General features: G+C 68.4%; 14 protein-coding genes and 2 pseudogenes. 8 read left to right on the plus strand and 8 right to left on the minus strand.

Annotation, left to right across the window (positions count from 1 at the left end; all coding sequences use genetic code 11):
• Positions 1–680 precede the first annotated feature (680 nt).
• Positions 681–1292, minus strand: a complete 612-nt coding sequence (locus tag B4U45_RS18150; protein ID WP_422121035.1) for a PPE domain-containing protein — start codon at positions 1290–1292, stop codon at positions 681–683.
• Between the two features lie 175 nt (positions 1293–1467).
• On the opposite strand from B4U45_RS18150, the gene B4U45_RS18155 reads away from it, so the two are divergent.
• The 4 genes and pseudogenes from B4U45_RS18155 to B4U45_RS18170 all read left to right on the plus strand — a co-directional run bounded on the left by B4U45_RS18155 (position 1468) and on the right by B4U45_RS18170 (position 4461).
• Positions 1468–2619: a glycosyltransferase family 4 protein gene (locus B4U45_RS18155; RefSeq protein ID WP_075549717.1), complete on the plus strand. Its 1152-nt coding sequence runs from the start codon at positions 1468–1470 to the stop codon at positions 2617–2619.
• Positions 2620–2746: 127 nt separating this feature from the next.
• A pseudogene (locus B4U45_RS30110) lies at positions 2747–3419 on the plus strand (PE family protein); the annotation flags it as partial.
• Positions 3417–3677 (plus strand): hypothetical protein, encoded by a 261-nt coding sequence (locus B4U45_RS30710; protein WP_075549719.1) that lies wholly within the window; start codon positions 3417–3419, stop codon positions 3675–3677. The pseudogene B4U45_RS30110 and the gene B4U45_RS30710, both read left to right, overlap by 3 nt.
• A gap of 85 nt (positions 3678–3762) precedes the next feature.
• On the plus strand, positions 3763–4461 hold the full coding sequence (locus B4U45_RS18170; protein WP_075549720.1) for a demethylmenaquinone methyltransferase: 699 nt from the start codon (positions 3763–3765) through the stop codon (positions 4459–4461).
• Here the strand turns inward: B4U45_RS18170 and B4U45_RS18175 are convergent.
• Together B4U45_RS18175 and menJ are read right to left on the minus strand one after the other, a co-directional pair.
• Entirely contained in the window at positions 4458–4796 is a 339-nt protein-coding gene (locus B4U45_RS18175) for a DUF732 domain-containing protein (RefSeq protein WP_075549721.1), read from the minus strand. The genes B4U45_RS18170 and B4U45_RS18175 overlap by 4 nt on opposite strands.
• A 49-nt stretch (positions 4797–4845) precedes the next feature.
• On the minus strand, positions 4846–6066 hold the full coding sequence (gene menJ, locus B4U45_RS18180) for a menaquinone reductase (protein ID WP_075549722.1): 1221 nt from the start codon (positions 6064–6066) through the stop codon (positions 4846–4848).
• 21 nt (positions 6067–6087) lie between these two features.
• Between menJ and grcC1 the strand changes: the two genes are divergently transcribed.
• Positions 6088–7095 carry a nonaprenyl/(2E,6E)-farnesyl/geranylgeranyl diphosphat synthase gene (gene grcC1, locus B4U45_RS18185; protein WP_075549723.1) on the plus strand — a complete coding sequence of 336 codons (1008 nt, stop codon included), beginning with the start codon at positions 6088–6090 and terminating at the stop codon, positions 7093–7095.
• Here grcC1 and B4U45_RS18190 read toward each other — a convergent pair.
• The 5 genes and pseudogenes from B4U45_RS18190 to B4U45_RS18210 form a co-directional block, all read right to left on the minus strand.
• A complete protein-coding gene (locus tag B4U45_RS18190) occupies positions 7092–7604 on the minus strand; it encodes a DUF3592 domain-containing protein (protein ID WP_075549724.1) in 513 nt (170 codons plus the stop codon). The two genes, grcC1 and B4U45_RS18190, sit on opposite strands and share 4 nt — an antisense overlap.
• A complete protein-coding gene (gene menD, locus B4U45_RS18195) occupies positions 7601–9250 on the minus strand; it encodes a 2-succinyl-5-enolpyruvyl-6-hydroxy-3-cyclohexene-1-carboxylic-acid synthase (RefSeq protein WP_075549725.1) in 1650 nt (549 codons plus the stop codon). Before menD ends, B4U45_RS18190 begins: the two co-directional genes overlap by 4 nt.
• A 25-nt stretch (positions 9251–9275) precedes the next feature.
• The gene (locus tag B4U45_RS18200) at positions 9276–10073 is read right to left on the minus strand and encodes an alpha/beta fold hydrolase (RefSeq protein WP_075549726.1); all 798 of its coding nucleotides are present in this window, start codon (positions 10071–10073) and stop codon (positions 9276–9278) included.
• A pseudogene (locus tag B4U45_RS18205) lies at positions 10070–10986 on the minus strand (o-succinylbenzoate synthase). The gene B4U45_RS18200 and the pseudogene B4U45_RS18205 overlap by 4 nt, the downstream one beginning before the upstream one ends.
• A 50-nt stretch (positions 10987–11036) precedes the next feature.
• Complete coding sequence (locus B4U45_RS18210) at positions 11037–12641, minus strand: amidohydrolase (RefSeq protein WP_075549728.1); 1605 nt, start codon at positions 12639–12641, stop codon at positions 11037–11039.
• A 77-nt stretch (positions 12642–12718) separates the two neighbouring features.
• Here B4U45_RS18210 and fadD8 point away from each other — a divergent pair, with 77 nt between their 5' ends.
• The 3 genes from fadD8 to B4U45_RS18225 all read left to right on the plus strand — a co-directional run bounded on the left by fadD8 (position 12719) and on the right by B4U45_RS18225 (position 15787).
• Entirely contained in the window at positions 12719–14320 is a 1602-nt protein-coding gene (gene fadD8 / locus B4U45_RS18215) for a fatty-acid--CoA ligase FadD8 (protein WP_075549729.1), read from the plus strand.
• 90 nt (positions 14321–14410) lie between these two features.
• Positions 14411–14866 carry a nitroreductase family deazaflavin-dependent oxidoreductase gene (locus B4U45_RS18220; protein WP_099223508.1) on the plus strand — a complete coding sequence of 152 codons (456 nt, stop codon included), beginning with the start codon at positions 14411–14413 and terminating at the stop codon, positions 14864–14866.
• A gap of 18 nt (positions 14867–14884) precedes the next feature.
• Positions 14885–15787: a 1,4-dihydroxy-2-naphthoyl-CoA synthase gene (locus B4U45_RS18225; RefSeq protein WP_075549731.1), complete on the plus strand. Its 903-nt coding sequence runs from the start codon at positions 14885–14887 to the stop codon at positions 15785–15787.
• The last annotated feature ends 248 nt before the right edge of the window (positions 15788–16035 follow it).

Consider the following 16035-nt stretch of genomic DNA (forward strand, 5'->3'; position numbering starts at 1 on the left):
CCCCCTCGCCATCGCAGCGTAGTCAGACCCAAAACACCCAAAACCATCAAAACCCCACGTCAAAGCCCAAATCACCTATCCAGACGGTCGCAACTTCGGACTAATGTCGTTGCCGTGCAACGGATGTGCACTGCTGTGGGTTGTTATCCGATCCCGACTTGGGGGATCAAGCTGCAGTGGATAGCCAGCGTCGGCGCGCTAGCGCCGACACCACCGCCGCGGGGGTGTCGCGCTGGGTGTCGCGCTGGGCGAGCCCGCGCGCGGTGGGACGGACATCGTGGCCATAGCGTCGGGGGTTCCAGTTGCTCGGGTCATCGATCTCGGGGTCATCATCTATCCAAATCCGTACACTGCGGCGCTGGATAACCCGCCGGGCACAGATCTTGGCCCAGTCGGCAGTATCGATACCGCGCCCAGGGGGGATGGGCCTGAACTTAATCCGGCGGCGGCTTCGCGTGTGCTGAACATCGCCACTATCAACGGCGACAGCAACAATTCGGCCCGACACATCCCCAATTCAGCCATCGACAATAGCGACGATATCGGCAGGTCGGACAACACATCTGACGCCGCGTTGAGCACCGACTCGGGTGGGTTGATGGTCGGCAGGGCCACGGGCGGGAACCACGGCTGAATCACGGCTGAATCACCGCTCGGGTTGATCTTGTTAGTTCAGTGAGTCATGCGCTCAATGGCGTCAACGTCGAGGCCATAGCGACTGCTTTGGTGTGACAGCCGATCATGGCATCGACACCTTGTGGCCACATCTGGAAATACACACTCTCAACAATGGCGATCGCCGCAGCATCTTGGCCGACGAAATTCGCGTCCGCCAAACTCGTCAACAACATCCGATTCACCATCACCGCGGGTGGGATGAACCGTCGCGGTAAACGCTGTCTCATAGGCCGCCCCGGGCGGTCAACCATCTCCTCAACGGCGACCGCAGCGGCCATGGCCAACGGGGTTTGTCCAGCCCACTGCCCGCCGACCAACCCAGCGATCACCGACTCAAACGACGACGCCGTCGCCGTCGTCTGCAATCCTAAGCCAACCGCTGCCACGCACTCACCGCCCCCGAATACATCCGCGTCGAAGCAACCTCTAGCGCCAACAAGCCCGAGCTGGAGGCGGAAAGTCGCAGTGGGAATGGGAAGCCGCCCGTCAGGGTTGGCGCTGATGCGCGGCAACAGCACACCTGTAGTGGGGAACCGTTGCCGGGTGCGCGCCTGCTGGTCCTGGATCAGGATCGCCAGTTCGTCGTCGATGGGTACCACCGCATCGCGGCGCATCTTGTGGTTGCGGTGGCGCAAGTAGACCGCGCCCTGCGGGTCGCACCGCTGCTTCAGCGCCGTCGAAACGGGCACTGTGGGACACCACGATCACCAAAATCCTGGCCGGCTAGTTTTCGCGCCGCGTATGCCCGTCGGCAACCTTGCCGACAATATGGCCTGACACCGTGGTCGCGTGCGCGTTGCGATTGTCGCTGAGTCGTTTCTGCCCAACGTCAACGGTGTCAGCAACTCGGTGCTCCGCATCCTCGAGCATCTGCGCCGCACCGGTCATGAGGCCCTCGTCATCGCTCCGGACAACCCGCCCGGTGAGCCACGAGCCGACCGGCTGCACGACGGTGTCCGGGTCCACCGGGTGCCGGCGCGAATGTTCCCCAAGGTGACCACGCTGCCCCTGGGTGTACCCGCCCCACGAATCCTTCGGGTGCTGCGCGGCTTCGGACCCGACGTGGTGCATCTGGCGTCACCGGCGCTGCTGGGCTACGGCGGGCTGCGCGCGGCCCGCCGTCTGGGCGTCCCCACGGTTGCGGTGTATCAGACCGACGTACCGGGATTCGCCGCCAGCTATGGCATTCCGCTGACGTCGCGCGCCGCGTGGGCCTGGTTTCGCCACCTGCACAGTCTTGCCGACCGCACCCTGGCGCCGTCCACGGCAACCATGGAAGACCTTGCTGCCCAAGGTATCCCGCGGGTCTACCGGTGGGGACGCGGAGTCGACCTGCTTCGATTCGTGCCGTCCGCCCGCGACGAAGCGCTGCGGCGACAATGGTCACCGGACGGCCGGCCGATCGTCGGCTTCGTCGGTCGTCTGGCCCCCGAGAAACACGTCGAGCGGCTCGCGTCCCTGAGTGCCTCCGGCGCGGTGCGGTTGGTCGTCGTCGGCACCGGAGTAGACCGTCGCAAACTCGAATCGGCAATGCCCACAGCGCTTTTCACCGGAGCTCTGTACGGTCAAGAGCTCGCGCGGGCCTATGCCAGCATGGACGTCTTCGTGCATCCCGGCGAACACGAGACGTTCTGCCAGGTCGTGCAGGAAGCGCTGGCGTCGGGGCTGCCGGTGATCGCCCCCGACGCCGGCGGCCCCCGCGACCTGGTTGTCCCCTACCGCACCGGGTTGCTGCTGCCGGTCGCCGAATTCGAGGCCCGGTTGCCGGCTGCCGTCGCCCACTTGGTCTGCGAACGTAACCGCTACGCCCTCGCGGCCCGGCGCAGCGTACTGGGCCGGGGTTGGCCGGTGCTCTGCGACGAGTTGCTGGGCCACTACGAGGCGGTGCTGTCGCCGGCTGCGCGGGAGCGCGATTCGGTGTGGCGAATGCGCCGCGCCTAAGGCACGTTTCAGGTATCGACGGTCGGTGTCCTTCTCAGGTCGCGGCACCTGGTTGCTCAATTTGCCGATCCGCAACCCGACGTGGCGTTAGCATCGGCGTGTTCGGGGGCCGGCGAGGAGGATCGGCGTGGTGTCGTATGTGATTGCCGTACCACAGCTGGTGACAGCCGCCGCAACGGATTTGGCGGGCATTGGGTCGGTAATCGGCGGCCAACGCCGCGGCGGCCGCTCCGACAACGGCGTTGGCGGCGGCGGGTGCTGACGAGGTGTCGGCGGCCATCTCGGCCGTGTTTGCTGCGCACGCCCAGGAGTACCAGGCGCTGAGTGCGCGGCTGGCGGCGTTTCATGGCCAATCCGTCCAGGCTGTGACTGCTGCCGGGAATGCCTATGCGGCCGCTGAAGCCGCCAACGTCTCACCCCTGCAGGTCCTCGAGCAGCAGGTACTGGGTGTGATCAATGCGCCCACACAGCTGCTGCTCCTGGGACGCCCGCTGATCGGTGATGGTGCCCATGGGACACCCGGGACCGGGCAAAACGGCGCGGCCGGCGGGCTGCTGTTCGGCAACGGCGGCAGCGGCGGATCCGGCGGCGGCGCTCATCCCAGTGGCGGCAACGGCAGTGACGCCGGTTTGTTCGGTTCCGGCGGCAGTGGTGGTCTGGGCGCGCCAGGTGCGCCCGGGGGCAATGGCGGTAGCGGCGGACTGTTGTAGGGCGCTAACGGAGGAAACGGCGGAACGGGGGGTGTCGGAGGTATCGGGGGCACTGGCGGTACCGGCGGCGGCGGCGGTAACACCGGCTTGGTTGTCGGCAACCTGGTCCTTGCCGGCGGCAACGGCGGCAACGGCGGCACCGGAGGCGACGGCGGAAGCGGCGGTATTGGCGGGGCAGGCGGGCTTTGGGGCCATGCTGGCGCGTCGGTCGCCGGCGGCAGCGTGGGTACCGGCGGCACCGGCGGCAACCCGGGGTCCGAAGGTTCTGGCGGAGGGGGGTTGTCGCCAGGCATTGCTGGACAGGCTGGTCAGACCGGGGCGACCGGCGACGACGGCCTGCCCGGGTGATCCGCGCTTGACGGGCTCGCGCCGGCAACGGTGCTCACGGGGCGGGCAGTTCACGGGGCCGGCGCAGACGGGTAGCGTCTGGCTGGTGAGCCGCGCCGCCCTGGACAAGAATCCCCTGGACGTCGCGTCGATGTTCGACGGTGTCGCCCGCCGTTACGACCTGACCAACACCGTGCTATCGCTGGGCCGGGACCGGTACTGGCGGCGAGCCACCCGGTCGGCGTTGCGGATCGGGCCCGGCGACACGGTGCTGGACCTGGCCGCGGGCACCGCGGTATCCACCGTGGAGCTGGCGAAATCCGGCGCATGGTGTGTGGCGGCCGACTTCTCGGTCGGGATGCTGGCAGCCGGCGAGGCCCGCAAGGTGCCCAAGGTCGCCGGCGACGCCACCCGGCTGCCGTTCGCCGACGGGGTGTTCGACGCGGTCACCATTAGTTTCGGGCTGCGCAATGTGGCCGACTTCCCGGCGGCACTGCGCGAGATGGCCCGCGTCACCCGGCCCGGGGGCCAGTTGGTGGTGTGCGAATTCTCCACGCCCACAAGCGCATTGTTCGCCACGGTGTACAAGGAATACCTGATGCGGGCGTTACCGCGGGTGGCGCGGGCGGTGTCCAGCAATCCCGACGCCTACGTGTACCTCGCCGAGTCGATCAGGGCATGGCCGGACCAGGCGAGCCTGGCGGGCCACATTTCGCGGGCCGGGTGGTCGGCGGTGCGGTGGCGCAACCTGACCGCCGGAATCGTGGCGCTGCATGCCGGGTACAAGCCCGGCGAACCCGATTAGCTGGTGCCGGCCCGTTGCAGAACGCCCACCTGCTCGGGGCAGTAGTGGTCGATCGCGGCACCAAGGAATTGGAATGCCTGGCCCTGGGTGGTCCCGCGCGGCAGGTTGCGCTGCAGGAAGGTCGCGGAGTTGTAGGCCGTGTGGTCGACGCCTCGTTCCAGCCGCTCGCAGCTGATCTTGGCCAGCCACGCGAGCTGGTCCTGCGGGCCGTAAACGCCGAATCCGTTGACGGTTTGCTTGAACGTGTAGTCGTAGTCGTCGGCCTGTGCGGGTGCGGCCAGTGCGATGGCAGCCACCGCCGTGGAGGCGATAAGAGCCAGCCCCGTTCCCTTCATTAGCCGGACTATACACCTCTGCCGCATCTCGCACGTGGCACCGCAGGGCTCAACTGAACGGTGGCCGGCGATCGATCAGCCGCGATGCCCGCCCGGCGCCGCGCCACACCCGCGCCACCCAGTCGGCGTCCTCGTCGGTGACCAGGTTGGCCATCACGCGCACCGCGATCGTCATCAGTCTGGTGGAGCGCATCGCGACGGGACCGGTCGTGGGCAGGAACCGCTGGAAGGTCAGCAACAACGCCAGCCTGCGTGCCACCGAGAATCCCCGGGCGTAGTGGTCGTGCAGCAGCGACGGCCACAGCCGGGACAGGTCGCGTGCGTCCAGCACTTCGGCTGCCAGCCGCCCGGTCTCCAGCCCGTAGTCGATGCCTTCGCCGTTGAGCGGGTTGACGCACGCCGCGGCGTCGCCGATCAACATCCAATTGGGCCCGGCCACACCGGATACCGCGCCGCCCATCGGCAGCAGCGCCGACGCCACCGCCCGCGGCTCGCCGGGAAAGTCCCACTCGTCGCGGTGCAGGTCGGTGTAGTACGACATCAGCGGCCGCAGCGCCAGCTCTGCCGGTCGTTTGGTGGTCGACAGCGCTCCCACGCCGATGTTCACCTCGCCGTTGCCCAGCGGGAAAATCCAGCCGTAGCCGGGCAACACGGCGCCGTCGGGTGAGCGCAGTTCCAGATGCGAAGTGAGCCATGGATCGTCCGCGCGCTCGGTGGTCACATAGCCGCGTGCGGCGATGCCGTAGACCGTGTCCTGATGCCATCGGCGGCCCAGCTTGCGGCCCAGCGACGACCGCGCCCCGTCGGCGACGACCAACTGTCCACAGGCCACCTCGGTACCGTCGGCCAACTTGACCGAAACCACTCGTCTGTACGAGTCATGATGGGCTGCAACGACTTTCGCGCCAAGCAACATACGGGCCCCGGAGCCCTCGGCGACCTTGCGGATGCGCTCGTCGAGCTCGGTGCGGGCCACCGCGCTGCTGTGCGCCGGGAAGGACGGTCCGGGCCAGGCGATTTCCACCTCGCCCCCGAATCCGCTCATCCGCAGGCCGTGGTGGCGGATGCGGCCGGCCAGCCACTCGGCGAGCCCCAGCCGTTCCAGCTCGGCGATCGCTCGCGGGGTCAGGCCGTCACCACAGGCCTTGTCGCGCGGGAAATCGGCCGAATCGATGACCAGGACGTCTCGGCCGGCACGGGCAGCCCAGGCGGCCGCCGCCGAGCCGGCCGGCCCGGCGCCCACGACTACCAGGTCGGCTCCGGTCTTCATGCTCACCAGTATGTTGGTCGAATGAGAACTCCGGCGACGGTGGTGGCGGGCGTCGACTTCGGCGACGCCGGATTCGCCACTGCTGTGCGCGACGGTGTTGCGCGGATCGAGCAGCTCATGGACACCGAGTTGCGCAGCGCCGACGTGGTGATGATCGACTCGCTGCTGCACCTGTTCAAGGCCGGCGGTAAGCGGTTCCGGCCGCTGTTCACCGTGTTGTCTGCCCAGGTCGGCCCTAACCCGCAGGCCGAGGAAGTGATCATCGCCGGCGCGGTCGTCGAGCTGATCCACCTGGCGACGCTCTACCACGACGACGTGATGGATGAGGCCGAGGTCCGTCGCGGCGCCCCCAGCGCCAATGCACGCTGGGGCAACAACGTCGCGATCCTGGCCGGCGACTACCTGCTGGCGACGGCATCGCGGCTGGTGTCCAGGTTGGGTCCGGCCGCGGTGCGCATCGTCGCCGACACGTTCGCTGCCCTGGTGACCGGGCAGATGCGCGAGACTCGCGGTGCCCCGGAAGGCGTCGACCTGATTGAGCAGTACCTGACGGTGGTGCACGAGAAGACCGGCAGCCTGATCGGGGCCGCGGGCCGGTTCGGTGCGATGTTCTCCGGCGCCGACGGCGATCAGGTCGAGCGGCTGAGCCGCCTGGGCGGCATCGTCGGCACGGCTTTTCAGATCGCCGACGACATCATCGACATCGACAGCGAATCCGACGAGTCCGGAAAGTTGCCGGGCACCGATCTGCGTGAAGGGGTGCGTACGCTGCCGATGCTTTACGCGCTGCAGGACACCGGGCCCGACGGCGCGCGGCTGCGTACGCTGCTGGCCGGACCCATCCACGACGACGCCGAGGTGGTCGAGGCGCTGGCGCTGTTGCGCGCATCGCCGGGGATGGCCAAGGCCAAAGACATGCTGGCGAAATACGCCGCGCAGGCGCGTCACGAGCTGGACCTGCTGCCCGACGTTGCGGGCCGGCAGGCACTGGCAGCACTGGTCGACTACACCGTCAGCCGGCACGGCTAGCCGCAGGGCGCGCTGTTCAGGTGCTTGTCCAGCCGCCGGTCGAGCAGGGCCAGACCGGTCAGCGCGACCGCGGCGGCCAGCCAGGCCACCACCGCGATGGATCCGGCAGGGATGATCGCCAGCCCGGCGTTGCGGTGCTGCACCCGCACCAGATTAGGATCCTTCTTGTTGTATTCGACGTAGATCCGCATGCCGGTGGCCAGCTCGGACGGATACAGCACGCCGAGTTCGGGCCGATAGGTCACCCGCTCGGGCGTGACGAACTCGATGGTGGACCGGCGCGGCCCGGCGCTGAGCACCTCGGCCTGCGCCACCCCCATGTTGCGCTCGATGGCCAGGTCGTTGCGCCAGGCGCCGGCCACCAACAGCACCGACTGCAAGGTGACCAATGCGGTGACGATCAGCACGGTGATGCGGATCCACCGCACTATCCGGCGCGGCCAGCTATCCGCCAGTTCTTCGCTGGTGCCGTGGATCAGGATGCGCAGCAACATTTTTGGCGAGATCACAGAGCCGCCTTGATGGCGGCGTGCAATTGTCGCAGCGACGACCGGTCCGCCTTGACCTCCAGCACCCGCATACCCGGGTTGGGTTCGTCCAGCGCGGCCCGCAGCTGCTGGACCTCGATCTGGCGGCTCTCCACGTGGTAGGCGCGACACAGCGCGCCCACGTCGACGTCGTGGGGGGTGCCGAAGATCCGCGACGACACGTCGGAGAACCGCGGGTCACCCTGCTCGAGCAGTTCGAAGATGCCGCCGCCGTTGTCGTTGGACACCACGATCGTCAGCCGCTGCGGTGTGGGTTCGGTGGGACCGATCAGCAGCCCGGAGCTGTCGTGGACGAACGTCAGGTCTCCGATCAGCGCGATGGTCCGTCCCTGGGGTGTGCTCTGCTGAGCCCGCTCGAATGCCAGCGCCGCGCCTATGGCCGTGGACACGGTGCCGTCGATACCGGCGACGCCGCGGTTGGACCGGACCTGGATGCCCAGGGTGCTCAGCCCGACCAGGGCCGCGTCGCGAACCGGGTTGGACGCCCCGAGAACTAGCTGGTCACCGGGCCGTAGTATGTCGGCCACCGCCGCGGCGACGTGCAGGCCGGTGGTCAGCGGGTGGGCCGCCAACTGCTCGCGCACCGCGGCGAGCGCGTGGCGATTCAGGTCCGCACAGCGGCGCAGCCACCTCGGGTTGGGCGTGCCCGTGACGACCGCCCGGGTGCCGGTGGCCTGCGAGTTGCCCGAGACATCAGGCCAGCGCGGCCCGGTGGTCAGCGCGTAGACCGGCACTTCCGGGTTGGCCAGCAGGGCCGACACCGGGCGGTGCAGCGTCGGGCGGCCCAGCATGATCACCTGCTGGGGACGCAGCAGCGGCAGGGTGAGCGGATGCAACGGGTTGGGTGCATACGGCGCGGTCGGCTCGGCGACGGTAGGCAACTCCGCCAGATTGGGGTGCACCCCGGCACCGTGCCCGGCAATGACGACGGTGTCTGCCGACATGTCGATGTCCAGCGGCTGATCGAAGGTGACCGGCGGCGTGTAGGTCCACGGTTTGCCGTCCGGCCGCCCCGGCGGCACGACGCCACCACGGGGCCCCGGGTCCGGCACCAGCGGCTCGCGCAACGGGATGTCGAAATGCACCGGTCCGGCGTTGGCGCTACGAGAACCCTTGGCGACCACCAAGACTCGGCAGGTCGCCGATCGCCAGGTCGCGTTGAGGGCGGGCAGGCGCTCCGGGACATCCTCGGCCAGACCCAGGCTGATGGTGGCACGGACCTGGGTACCGAAGTAGCCCAACTGCTCCATGGTCTGATTGGCCCCGGTGCCCAGCAGCTCGTAGGGCCGGTTCGCCGACAGGACGATCAGCGGCACCCGGGCATAGTTGGCCTCCACCACGGCCGGGCCGAGGTTGGCGACGGCCGTCCCCGACGTCATCGCCACACAGACCGGCGCGCCCGCAGCGACCGCCAGCCCGATCGCGAGATAACCGGCGGTGCGTTCGTCGATGCGCACGTGCAGCCGAATCCGGCCGGTCCGGTCGGCGTCCTGCAACGCGAACGCCAGCGGCGCGTTTCGTGACCCGGGACAGAGCACCACGTCGCGGACGCCGCCGCGAATCAGCTCGTCGACGACGACGCGGGCCTGGGTCGTCGAGGGGTTCACCAGTACAGGGTGTCACAACCGGCGGTCAAGCCGTTGAGGCCTTGACGCTGGCGAAGAACTTCAGCACCGCGGCGTTGACGGGCTCCGGCCGCTCGAAGAAGCCGAGGTGGCCGGCGTCGGGTATCTGCAGGTAGCGGCCGTTGGGCAGGGCGTCGGCGACCTCGCGTCCCAGATGCGGCGGGGTCACGATGTCGTCGGCGAAACCGATCACCAGCACCGGTGCGGCGATATTGCGGTAGGCGGGCAGCCGGTTGGCCTGCGGTGAGCAGTCCAATTGACAGCGGAGTCCCGGTGTCTGCTTGACCGGCCACATGGAAAACATCGCGATCCAATCGGATACGGCCGTGTCGTCGTTGAGCGTCTTGCGCGAGAAGCTTTCCAGCAGGCGGGCTCTCGCCTCGTAGTCGGGCGGCAACTGGGTGCCGGAGTCATACAGCTCGGCCTCGGCGGTGCGGAAGAACTGCCGGGCGCGGTCCAGCCGGCCGCGGGTGGCCATCAATACCGCGGCGCTGACCAGTTCGGGCCGCACCACCATCAGCTCCTGGGCGATATAAGCGCCCATGGACACCCCGACGATGCGCACCGGGGCGATATCCAGGGATTCGATCAGCGCCGCGGTGTCGTTGACCATGGTCTGCGTGGTGAAGCCCTCCGCGTTTTCGGTGGCGCCGACCCCGCGGTTGTCAAAGGTGATGCAGCGGTATCCGGCGGCCAGGAACGCCGGGACTTGGTGAGGATGCCAGGTGCGTCCGGCACCGCCGCGACCGGCGATAAAAAGGACCGGCTCACCGGTCCCTTTGTCGTCGTAAGCCAGGTTGATCACCCGAACGACGGTACAGCAGCGGGTAGCAGGTCCTGATCCGATCGATCCACCATTGCCGCCGGACAGGCGACGCGGCCAGGGCGTGCAGCCGCGCCGGCTCGGGCGTGACGGGGCCGACGGCCAGACAACCGTCGACGGGCGCCGGGACCTCGGCGACATCCTCGACGAACAACCCGCCGGTGCCCAGCCCGCAGGCGTGCCGAAGTTCCGGTAGCACCGCGGCGGCGGTGAGGCCCTGACTGATGCCGACGGCCGAATCCAGCGCGCTGGAGATCACCACCGGCATGTCGAGCCGTGCGGCGATTTCCAGCAACGCCGAAATCCCGCCCAGCGGAGCGACTTTGAGCACCGCGATGTCGGCGGCCCCGGCGCCGGCGACGGCCAGCGGGTCGTCGGCCTTGCGGATGGATTCGTCGGCGGCGATCGGCACGTCGATCCGCCGGCGCAGCGCGGCGAGCTCGGCGACCGTGGCGCAGGGCTGCTCGAGGTACTCCAGCGGCCCGTCAGCGGTCAGTGCGGCAGCCGCCTCGGCGGCCTCGGTGACGCTCCAGCCGCCGTTGGCGTCCACCCGCACCGTCGGGACCAGATCCCGTACCGCGTTGACCCGCGCGACATCGTCGGCCAGGCTCTGCCCGGGCTCGGCGACCTTCACCTTGGCGGTGCGGGCGCCGGGAAAACGGGCCAGCACTCGCGGCACCTCGGCGGCGGCAACGGCCGGCACGGTGGCGTTGATGGGGATGCGGTCGCGTCGCAGCCGCGGCGGCTCGCGGTAGGCCGCCTCGACGGCCGATGCCAGCCAGGCGGCGGCTTCCCGGGGTTGATACTCCAGGAACGGCCCGAATTCGCCCCACCCGGCCGGGCCGTCGATCAACGCCACCTCACGGGTGGTGATGCCGCGGAACCGCACCCGCATCGGCAACGCCACGACGTGCACGCGGTCCAGCAAGTCCGCCAGCGCGGGCGTCACAGCCGATAGACCTGCCGGCCCGCCAGGAACGTCGCCCGCACCTCGAGGTCGGCGATCTCCTCGGGCGGAACCGTCCGCGGATCCGCCGACAGCACCACCAGGTCCGCGTACTTGCCGACCTCCAGCGAGCCCACCACGTCGTCGGCGAACATCTGCCAGGCGGGATCGAGGGTCTGCGCGCGGATCGCCTGTTCGACCGTCAGACACTCCTCGGGGCCCAGCACCCGACCGCTGGGCGCCACCCGTGTCACCGCCACGCTGATGTTGCGCAGCGGTTCTTCCGGGGTCACCGGCGGATCGTTGTGCAACGAGATCCGCATGCCGGTGGCCACCGCGGACCCGGCCGGCATCCAGCGGGATCCGCGTTCCGGCCCGAACAGGCCGTCGACCACGACGTCACCCCAGTAGTGGATCTGGTCGACGAAGATGCTGCAGGTGACGCCGAGTTCGGCCGCCCGCTGCAGTTGGTCGGGCCGGATGGCGCCGACGTGCTCGAGCCGCAGCCGGTGATCGTCGCGCGGGTGGCGGCGCAGCACGTCTTCGTAGACATCGAGGATGGTGTCGACGCCGGCGTCGCCCTGCACGTGACAGGCCATCTGCCAGCCTTTGGGGAAATAGGCGCCGACGATTTCGGTGAGCTGTTCGCGGGTGTAGTTGGCGCAGCCGCACGAACCTGGTTTCACCCCGATCGTGCGGGTCGCGGGTGTGTCCAGGTAGGGAAAAGACAGGTCGACATTGCCGACATACGGGGAGCCGTCCACCCAGATCTTGATTCCCACCTGACGCACGATGTCGTCACCCTGCCCGGGTGCGGCGTCGGTGGACATCCGCGCATTGGACATCTCGTAGGTGCGTAACCGCACCGTCAGGTCGTCGCGGGCCTGCTCGACCAGTGGCCCGTACGCCGGATCGAACGCCATTTCCGAGCACATGGTCAGCCCCGCACGGCTGAGCCGGGCACATTCGGCCCGCAGCATCGCCGGGTAGTCGTCGGGCTTGATCGCGTCGCCCAGCAGGGAGAACACCGCCCCGATTTCCACGGCGGTGCCGTCGAGCTCCCCGTCGGCGTCGCGGCCGTAGCTGGAGCCCTTGGGATCGGGAGTGTCGCGGGTCAGGCCATTGATCCGGGCGGCGTGCGAGTTGAAGAAGGCCTTGTGGCCGGAGTTGTGGATGATCACCAACGGACCCTCGGGCGCCGTCTCGTCGAGCCAGGCCAGCGTGGGTTCCGGAAGACCCGACTGCAGCAGCGGGTCCCAGCCGTTGAAGTAGGCGCCCTCGGATCCCCGTCGGGCGACCTCATCGCGGATCGCGTCGACGACGGCGTCGGCCCTGCCGATGGTGACCGGACGGATGTCGACGAACCGGTCCGACAGCGCGACCGCTTCCATCAGCGGATGGCCATGGGCCTCAACGAAACCCGGCATGACACAGCCCGAACCCAGGTCGATGGTCCGGGTGTCGGGGCCGATGAGCTCGTTGACGTCGGACCGGTTTCCGACGGCGACGATCCGGCCGCCGGTGACGGCCAGCGCTTCGGCGGTGGGCCGGGACTCGTCCACGGTGAGCACGGTTCCGGTGATGACGAGATCTGCATGGCCCATGACCGGCGATCCTAGTGATAACCGCGGCCCACGAGGGCGCGGTCAGCAGGAATTGCAACACGTTCTAGTCTTGCCACATGACGGACGAGTCGTTGCGCAACCCGGTCCATAACGGCCATCTGCTGGTGGGCGCGCTGAAGCGCCACACGAACAAGCCGGTGCTGTTCCTGGGTGACACCACGCTGACCGCTGGCCAGCTGGCCGACCGGATCAGCCAGTACATCCAGGCCTTCGAGGCGCTGGGCGCCGGTACCGGTGTCGCGGTCGGCCTGCTGTCGCTCAACCGTCCGGAAGTGCTGATGATCATCGGCGCCGGCCAGACCCGCGGCTACCGGCGCACCGCGCTGCACCCGCTGGGGTCGCTGGACGATCACGCCTACGTGCTGTCCGACGCCGGGATCAGCTCGCTGATCATCGACCCCAACCCGATGTTCGTCGAGCGGGCGCTGGGGCTGCTGGAGCGGGTGGATTCGTTGCGGCAGATTCTGACCATCGGTCCGGTCCCGGACGCTTTGAAAGAGGTGGCTGTCGACTTGTCCGCGGAGGCGGCCAAGTACCAGCCGCGGCCGTTGGTGCCCGCCGACCTGCCACCCGACCAGGTCATCGGGCTGACCTACACCGGGGGCACCACCGGCAAGCCCAAGGGCGTGATGGGCACCGCGCAGTCGATCTCCACCATGACGTCGATCCAGCTGGCCGAGTGGGAATGGCCGGAAAATCCGCGGTTTTTGATGTGTACGCCGTTATCACACGCCGGCGCGGCATTTTTCACGCCGACGGTGATCAAGGGCGGCGAAATGGTGGTGCTGGCCAAATTCGACCCCGCCGAAGTGCTGAAAGTTATTGAAGAACAACGCATTACAGCGACCATGCTGGTGCCGTCAATGCTGTACGCGCTGCTGGACCACCCGGATTCGCACACCCGCGACCTGTCGTCGCTGCAGACCGTCTATTACGGCGCCTCGGCGATCAACCCGGTGCGGCTCGCCGAGGCGATCGCGCGGTTCGGCCCGATCTTCGCCCAGTACTACGGCCAATCCGAGGCGCCGATGGTGATCACCTACCTGGCCAAGGGCGACCACGACGAGAAGCGGCTGACCTCGTGCGGCCGCCCGACGCTGTTCGCGCGGGTGGCGCTGCTCGGCGAAGACGGCAAGCCGGTGCCGCAGGGTGAGCCGGGCGAAATCTGTGTCAGCGGGCCGTTGTTGGCCGGCGGCTACTGGAACCTGCCGGACGCGACGGCCGAGACCTTTCGGGACGGCTGGCTGCACACCGGCGACATGGCCCGCGAGGACGAGGACGGCTTCTACTACATCGTCGACCGGGTCAAGGACATGATCGTCACCGGCGGATTCAACGTGTTCCCCCGCGAGGTCGAAGACGTGGTCGCCGAGCACGCTTACGTTGCCCAGGTGTGTGTGGTCGGGACGCCCGACGAGAAGTGGGGCGAGGCCGTGACCGCGGTGGTGGTGCTGCGCGCCGACGCGCCCCGCGATGACGCCGCGATCGAGGCGATGACCGGCGAGATCCAGGCCGCGGTCAAGGAGCGCAAGGGCTCGGTGCAGTCGCCCAAGCGGGTGGTGATCGTCGACTCGCTGCCGTTGACCGGGCTGGGCAAGCCCGACAAGAAGGCGGTGCGAGCCCGGTTTTGGGAGGGCGCCGGCCGCGCCGTCGGGTGATTCGTCGTCGAGCGTGACGCTGCAGGCACATTCGCGGCCGGTCGTGACTGTGGCGTCACGCTCGAAGCTGCGGTGACTACTGTGGCAGCCATGACCGACGGTGACCGCGTCCGCCCGCCGTGGTGGCTGCAGGCGACGAACAAGGTCATGATGATCGTGTCGCGGCTGGGAGTGGCGTACGGCAAGGAAGGCCCGGCCGTGTTGACGGTGCCCGGCCGCAAATCCGGGATTCCGCGATCTACGCCCGTCACGCCGATGACGGTCGAGGGCGCCAGCTATGTCGTGGCCGGCTTCCCGGGCGCCGACTGGGTCGAAAACGTCCGTGCCGCAGACGAAGTCACCCTGACCCGCGGTCGCAAGACCGAGCGCCTGCGGCTGGTGGAGCTGCCGCCGGACCAGGCCCGTCCGATCCTGCGCGCCTTTCCGGCCCAGGTGCCCACCGGCGTGCGGGTGATGAAGCGCTGCGGCCTGATCAACGAGGGCAGCCCCGACGAATTGGAGGCACAAGCCGGACGCTTCATCGTTTTCCGGCTCGAACCGGCGTAAGAACGGAGTTCGAAAGACTTGAACGACAACCCATTCGACGCCTCGGTGTGGCGGCGAGTCGACGGATTCGACGACCTGACCGACATCACCTACCACCGCCACGTCAGCGACGCCACGGTCCGGGTGGCGTTCGACCGGCCCGAGGTGCGCAACGCGTTCCGGCCGCACACCGTCGACGAGCTGTACCGGGCGCTCGACCACGCGCGGATGTCGCCCGACGTGGGCGTGGTCCTGTTGACCGGCAACGGGCCCTCGCCCAAAGACGGCGGCTGGGCGTTCTGCTCCGGCGGTGACCAACGCATCCGCGGGCGTAGCGGTTACCAGTACGCCTCCGGCGAGACCGCGGACACCGTTGACGTGGCCCGCGCCGGCCGATTGCACATCCTCGAGGTGCAGCGGCTGATCCGGTTCATGCCCAAGGTGGTGATCTGCCTGGTCAACGGCTGGGCCGCCGGCGGTGGGCACAGCCTGCACGTCGTGTGCGACCTGACCCTGGCCAGCCGCGAACACGCCCGCTTCAAGCAGACCGACGCCGACGTCGGCAGCTTCGACGGCGGCTACGGCAGCGCATATCTGGCCCGTCAGGTCGGCCAGAAATTCGCCCGAGAGATCTTCTTCCTGGGCCGGCCGTACACCGCCGAGCAGATGCACCGCATGGGCGCGGTCAACGAGGTGGTGGACCACGCCGAGCTGGAGACGGCCGGTCTGCAGTGGGCAGCGGAGATCAATGCGAAATCGCCTCAGGCGCAACGGATGCTGAAGTTCGCGTTCAATCTGCTCGACGACGGTCTGGTGGGTCAGCAGCTGTTCGCCGGTGAGGCCACCCGGTTGGCATACATGACCGACGAGGCCGTCGAAGGCCGCGACGCATTCCTGCAGAAGCGCCCGCCGGACTGGGACCGGTTCCCGCGGTATTTCTAACGGGGCTTCGCCCCAGCCCGACGAGGCATGTCGTGGTCAGCTTGGGGTGTGGGGCTCCGGTCGGACGGGGTTGAGACCGTGACCGGCGGACCGATCCGGTGTATGAACCGCATAGCGCGGTTGGTTGGCCTGACTGGCCGCCCGTCCGATCGGAGCCTTGTGATGACCGTAGCGCGCGCGGTTGATGATGTCTTGTCCGAACATGTGGTTTTCGACGTCGAGTGCATCGACCGCATGTTCTGCAATGT

Origin of the sequence: Mycobacterium persicum (assembly GCF_002086915.1) — a bacterium.
GTDB lineage: Bacteria > Actinomycetota > Actinomycetes > Mycobacteriales > Mycobacteriaceae > Mycobacterium > Mycobacterium persicum.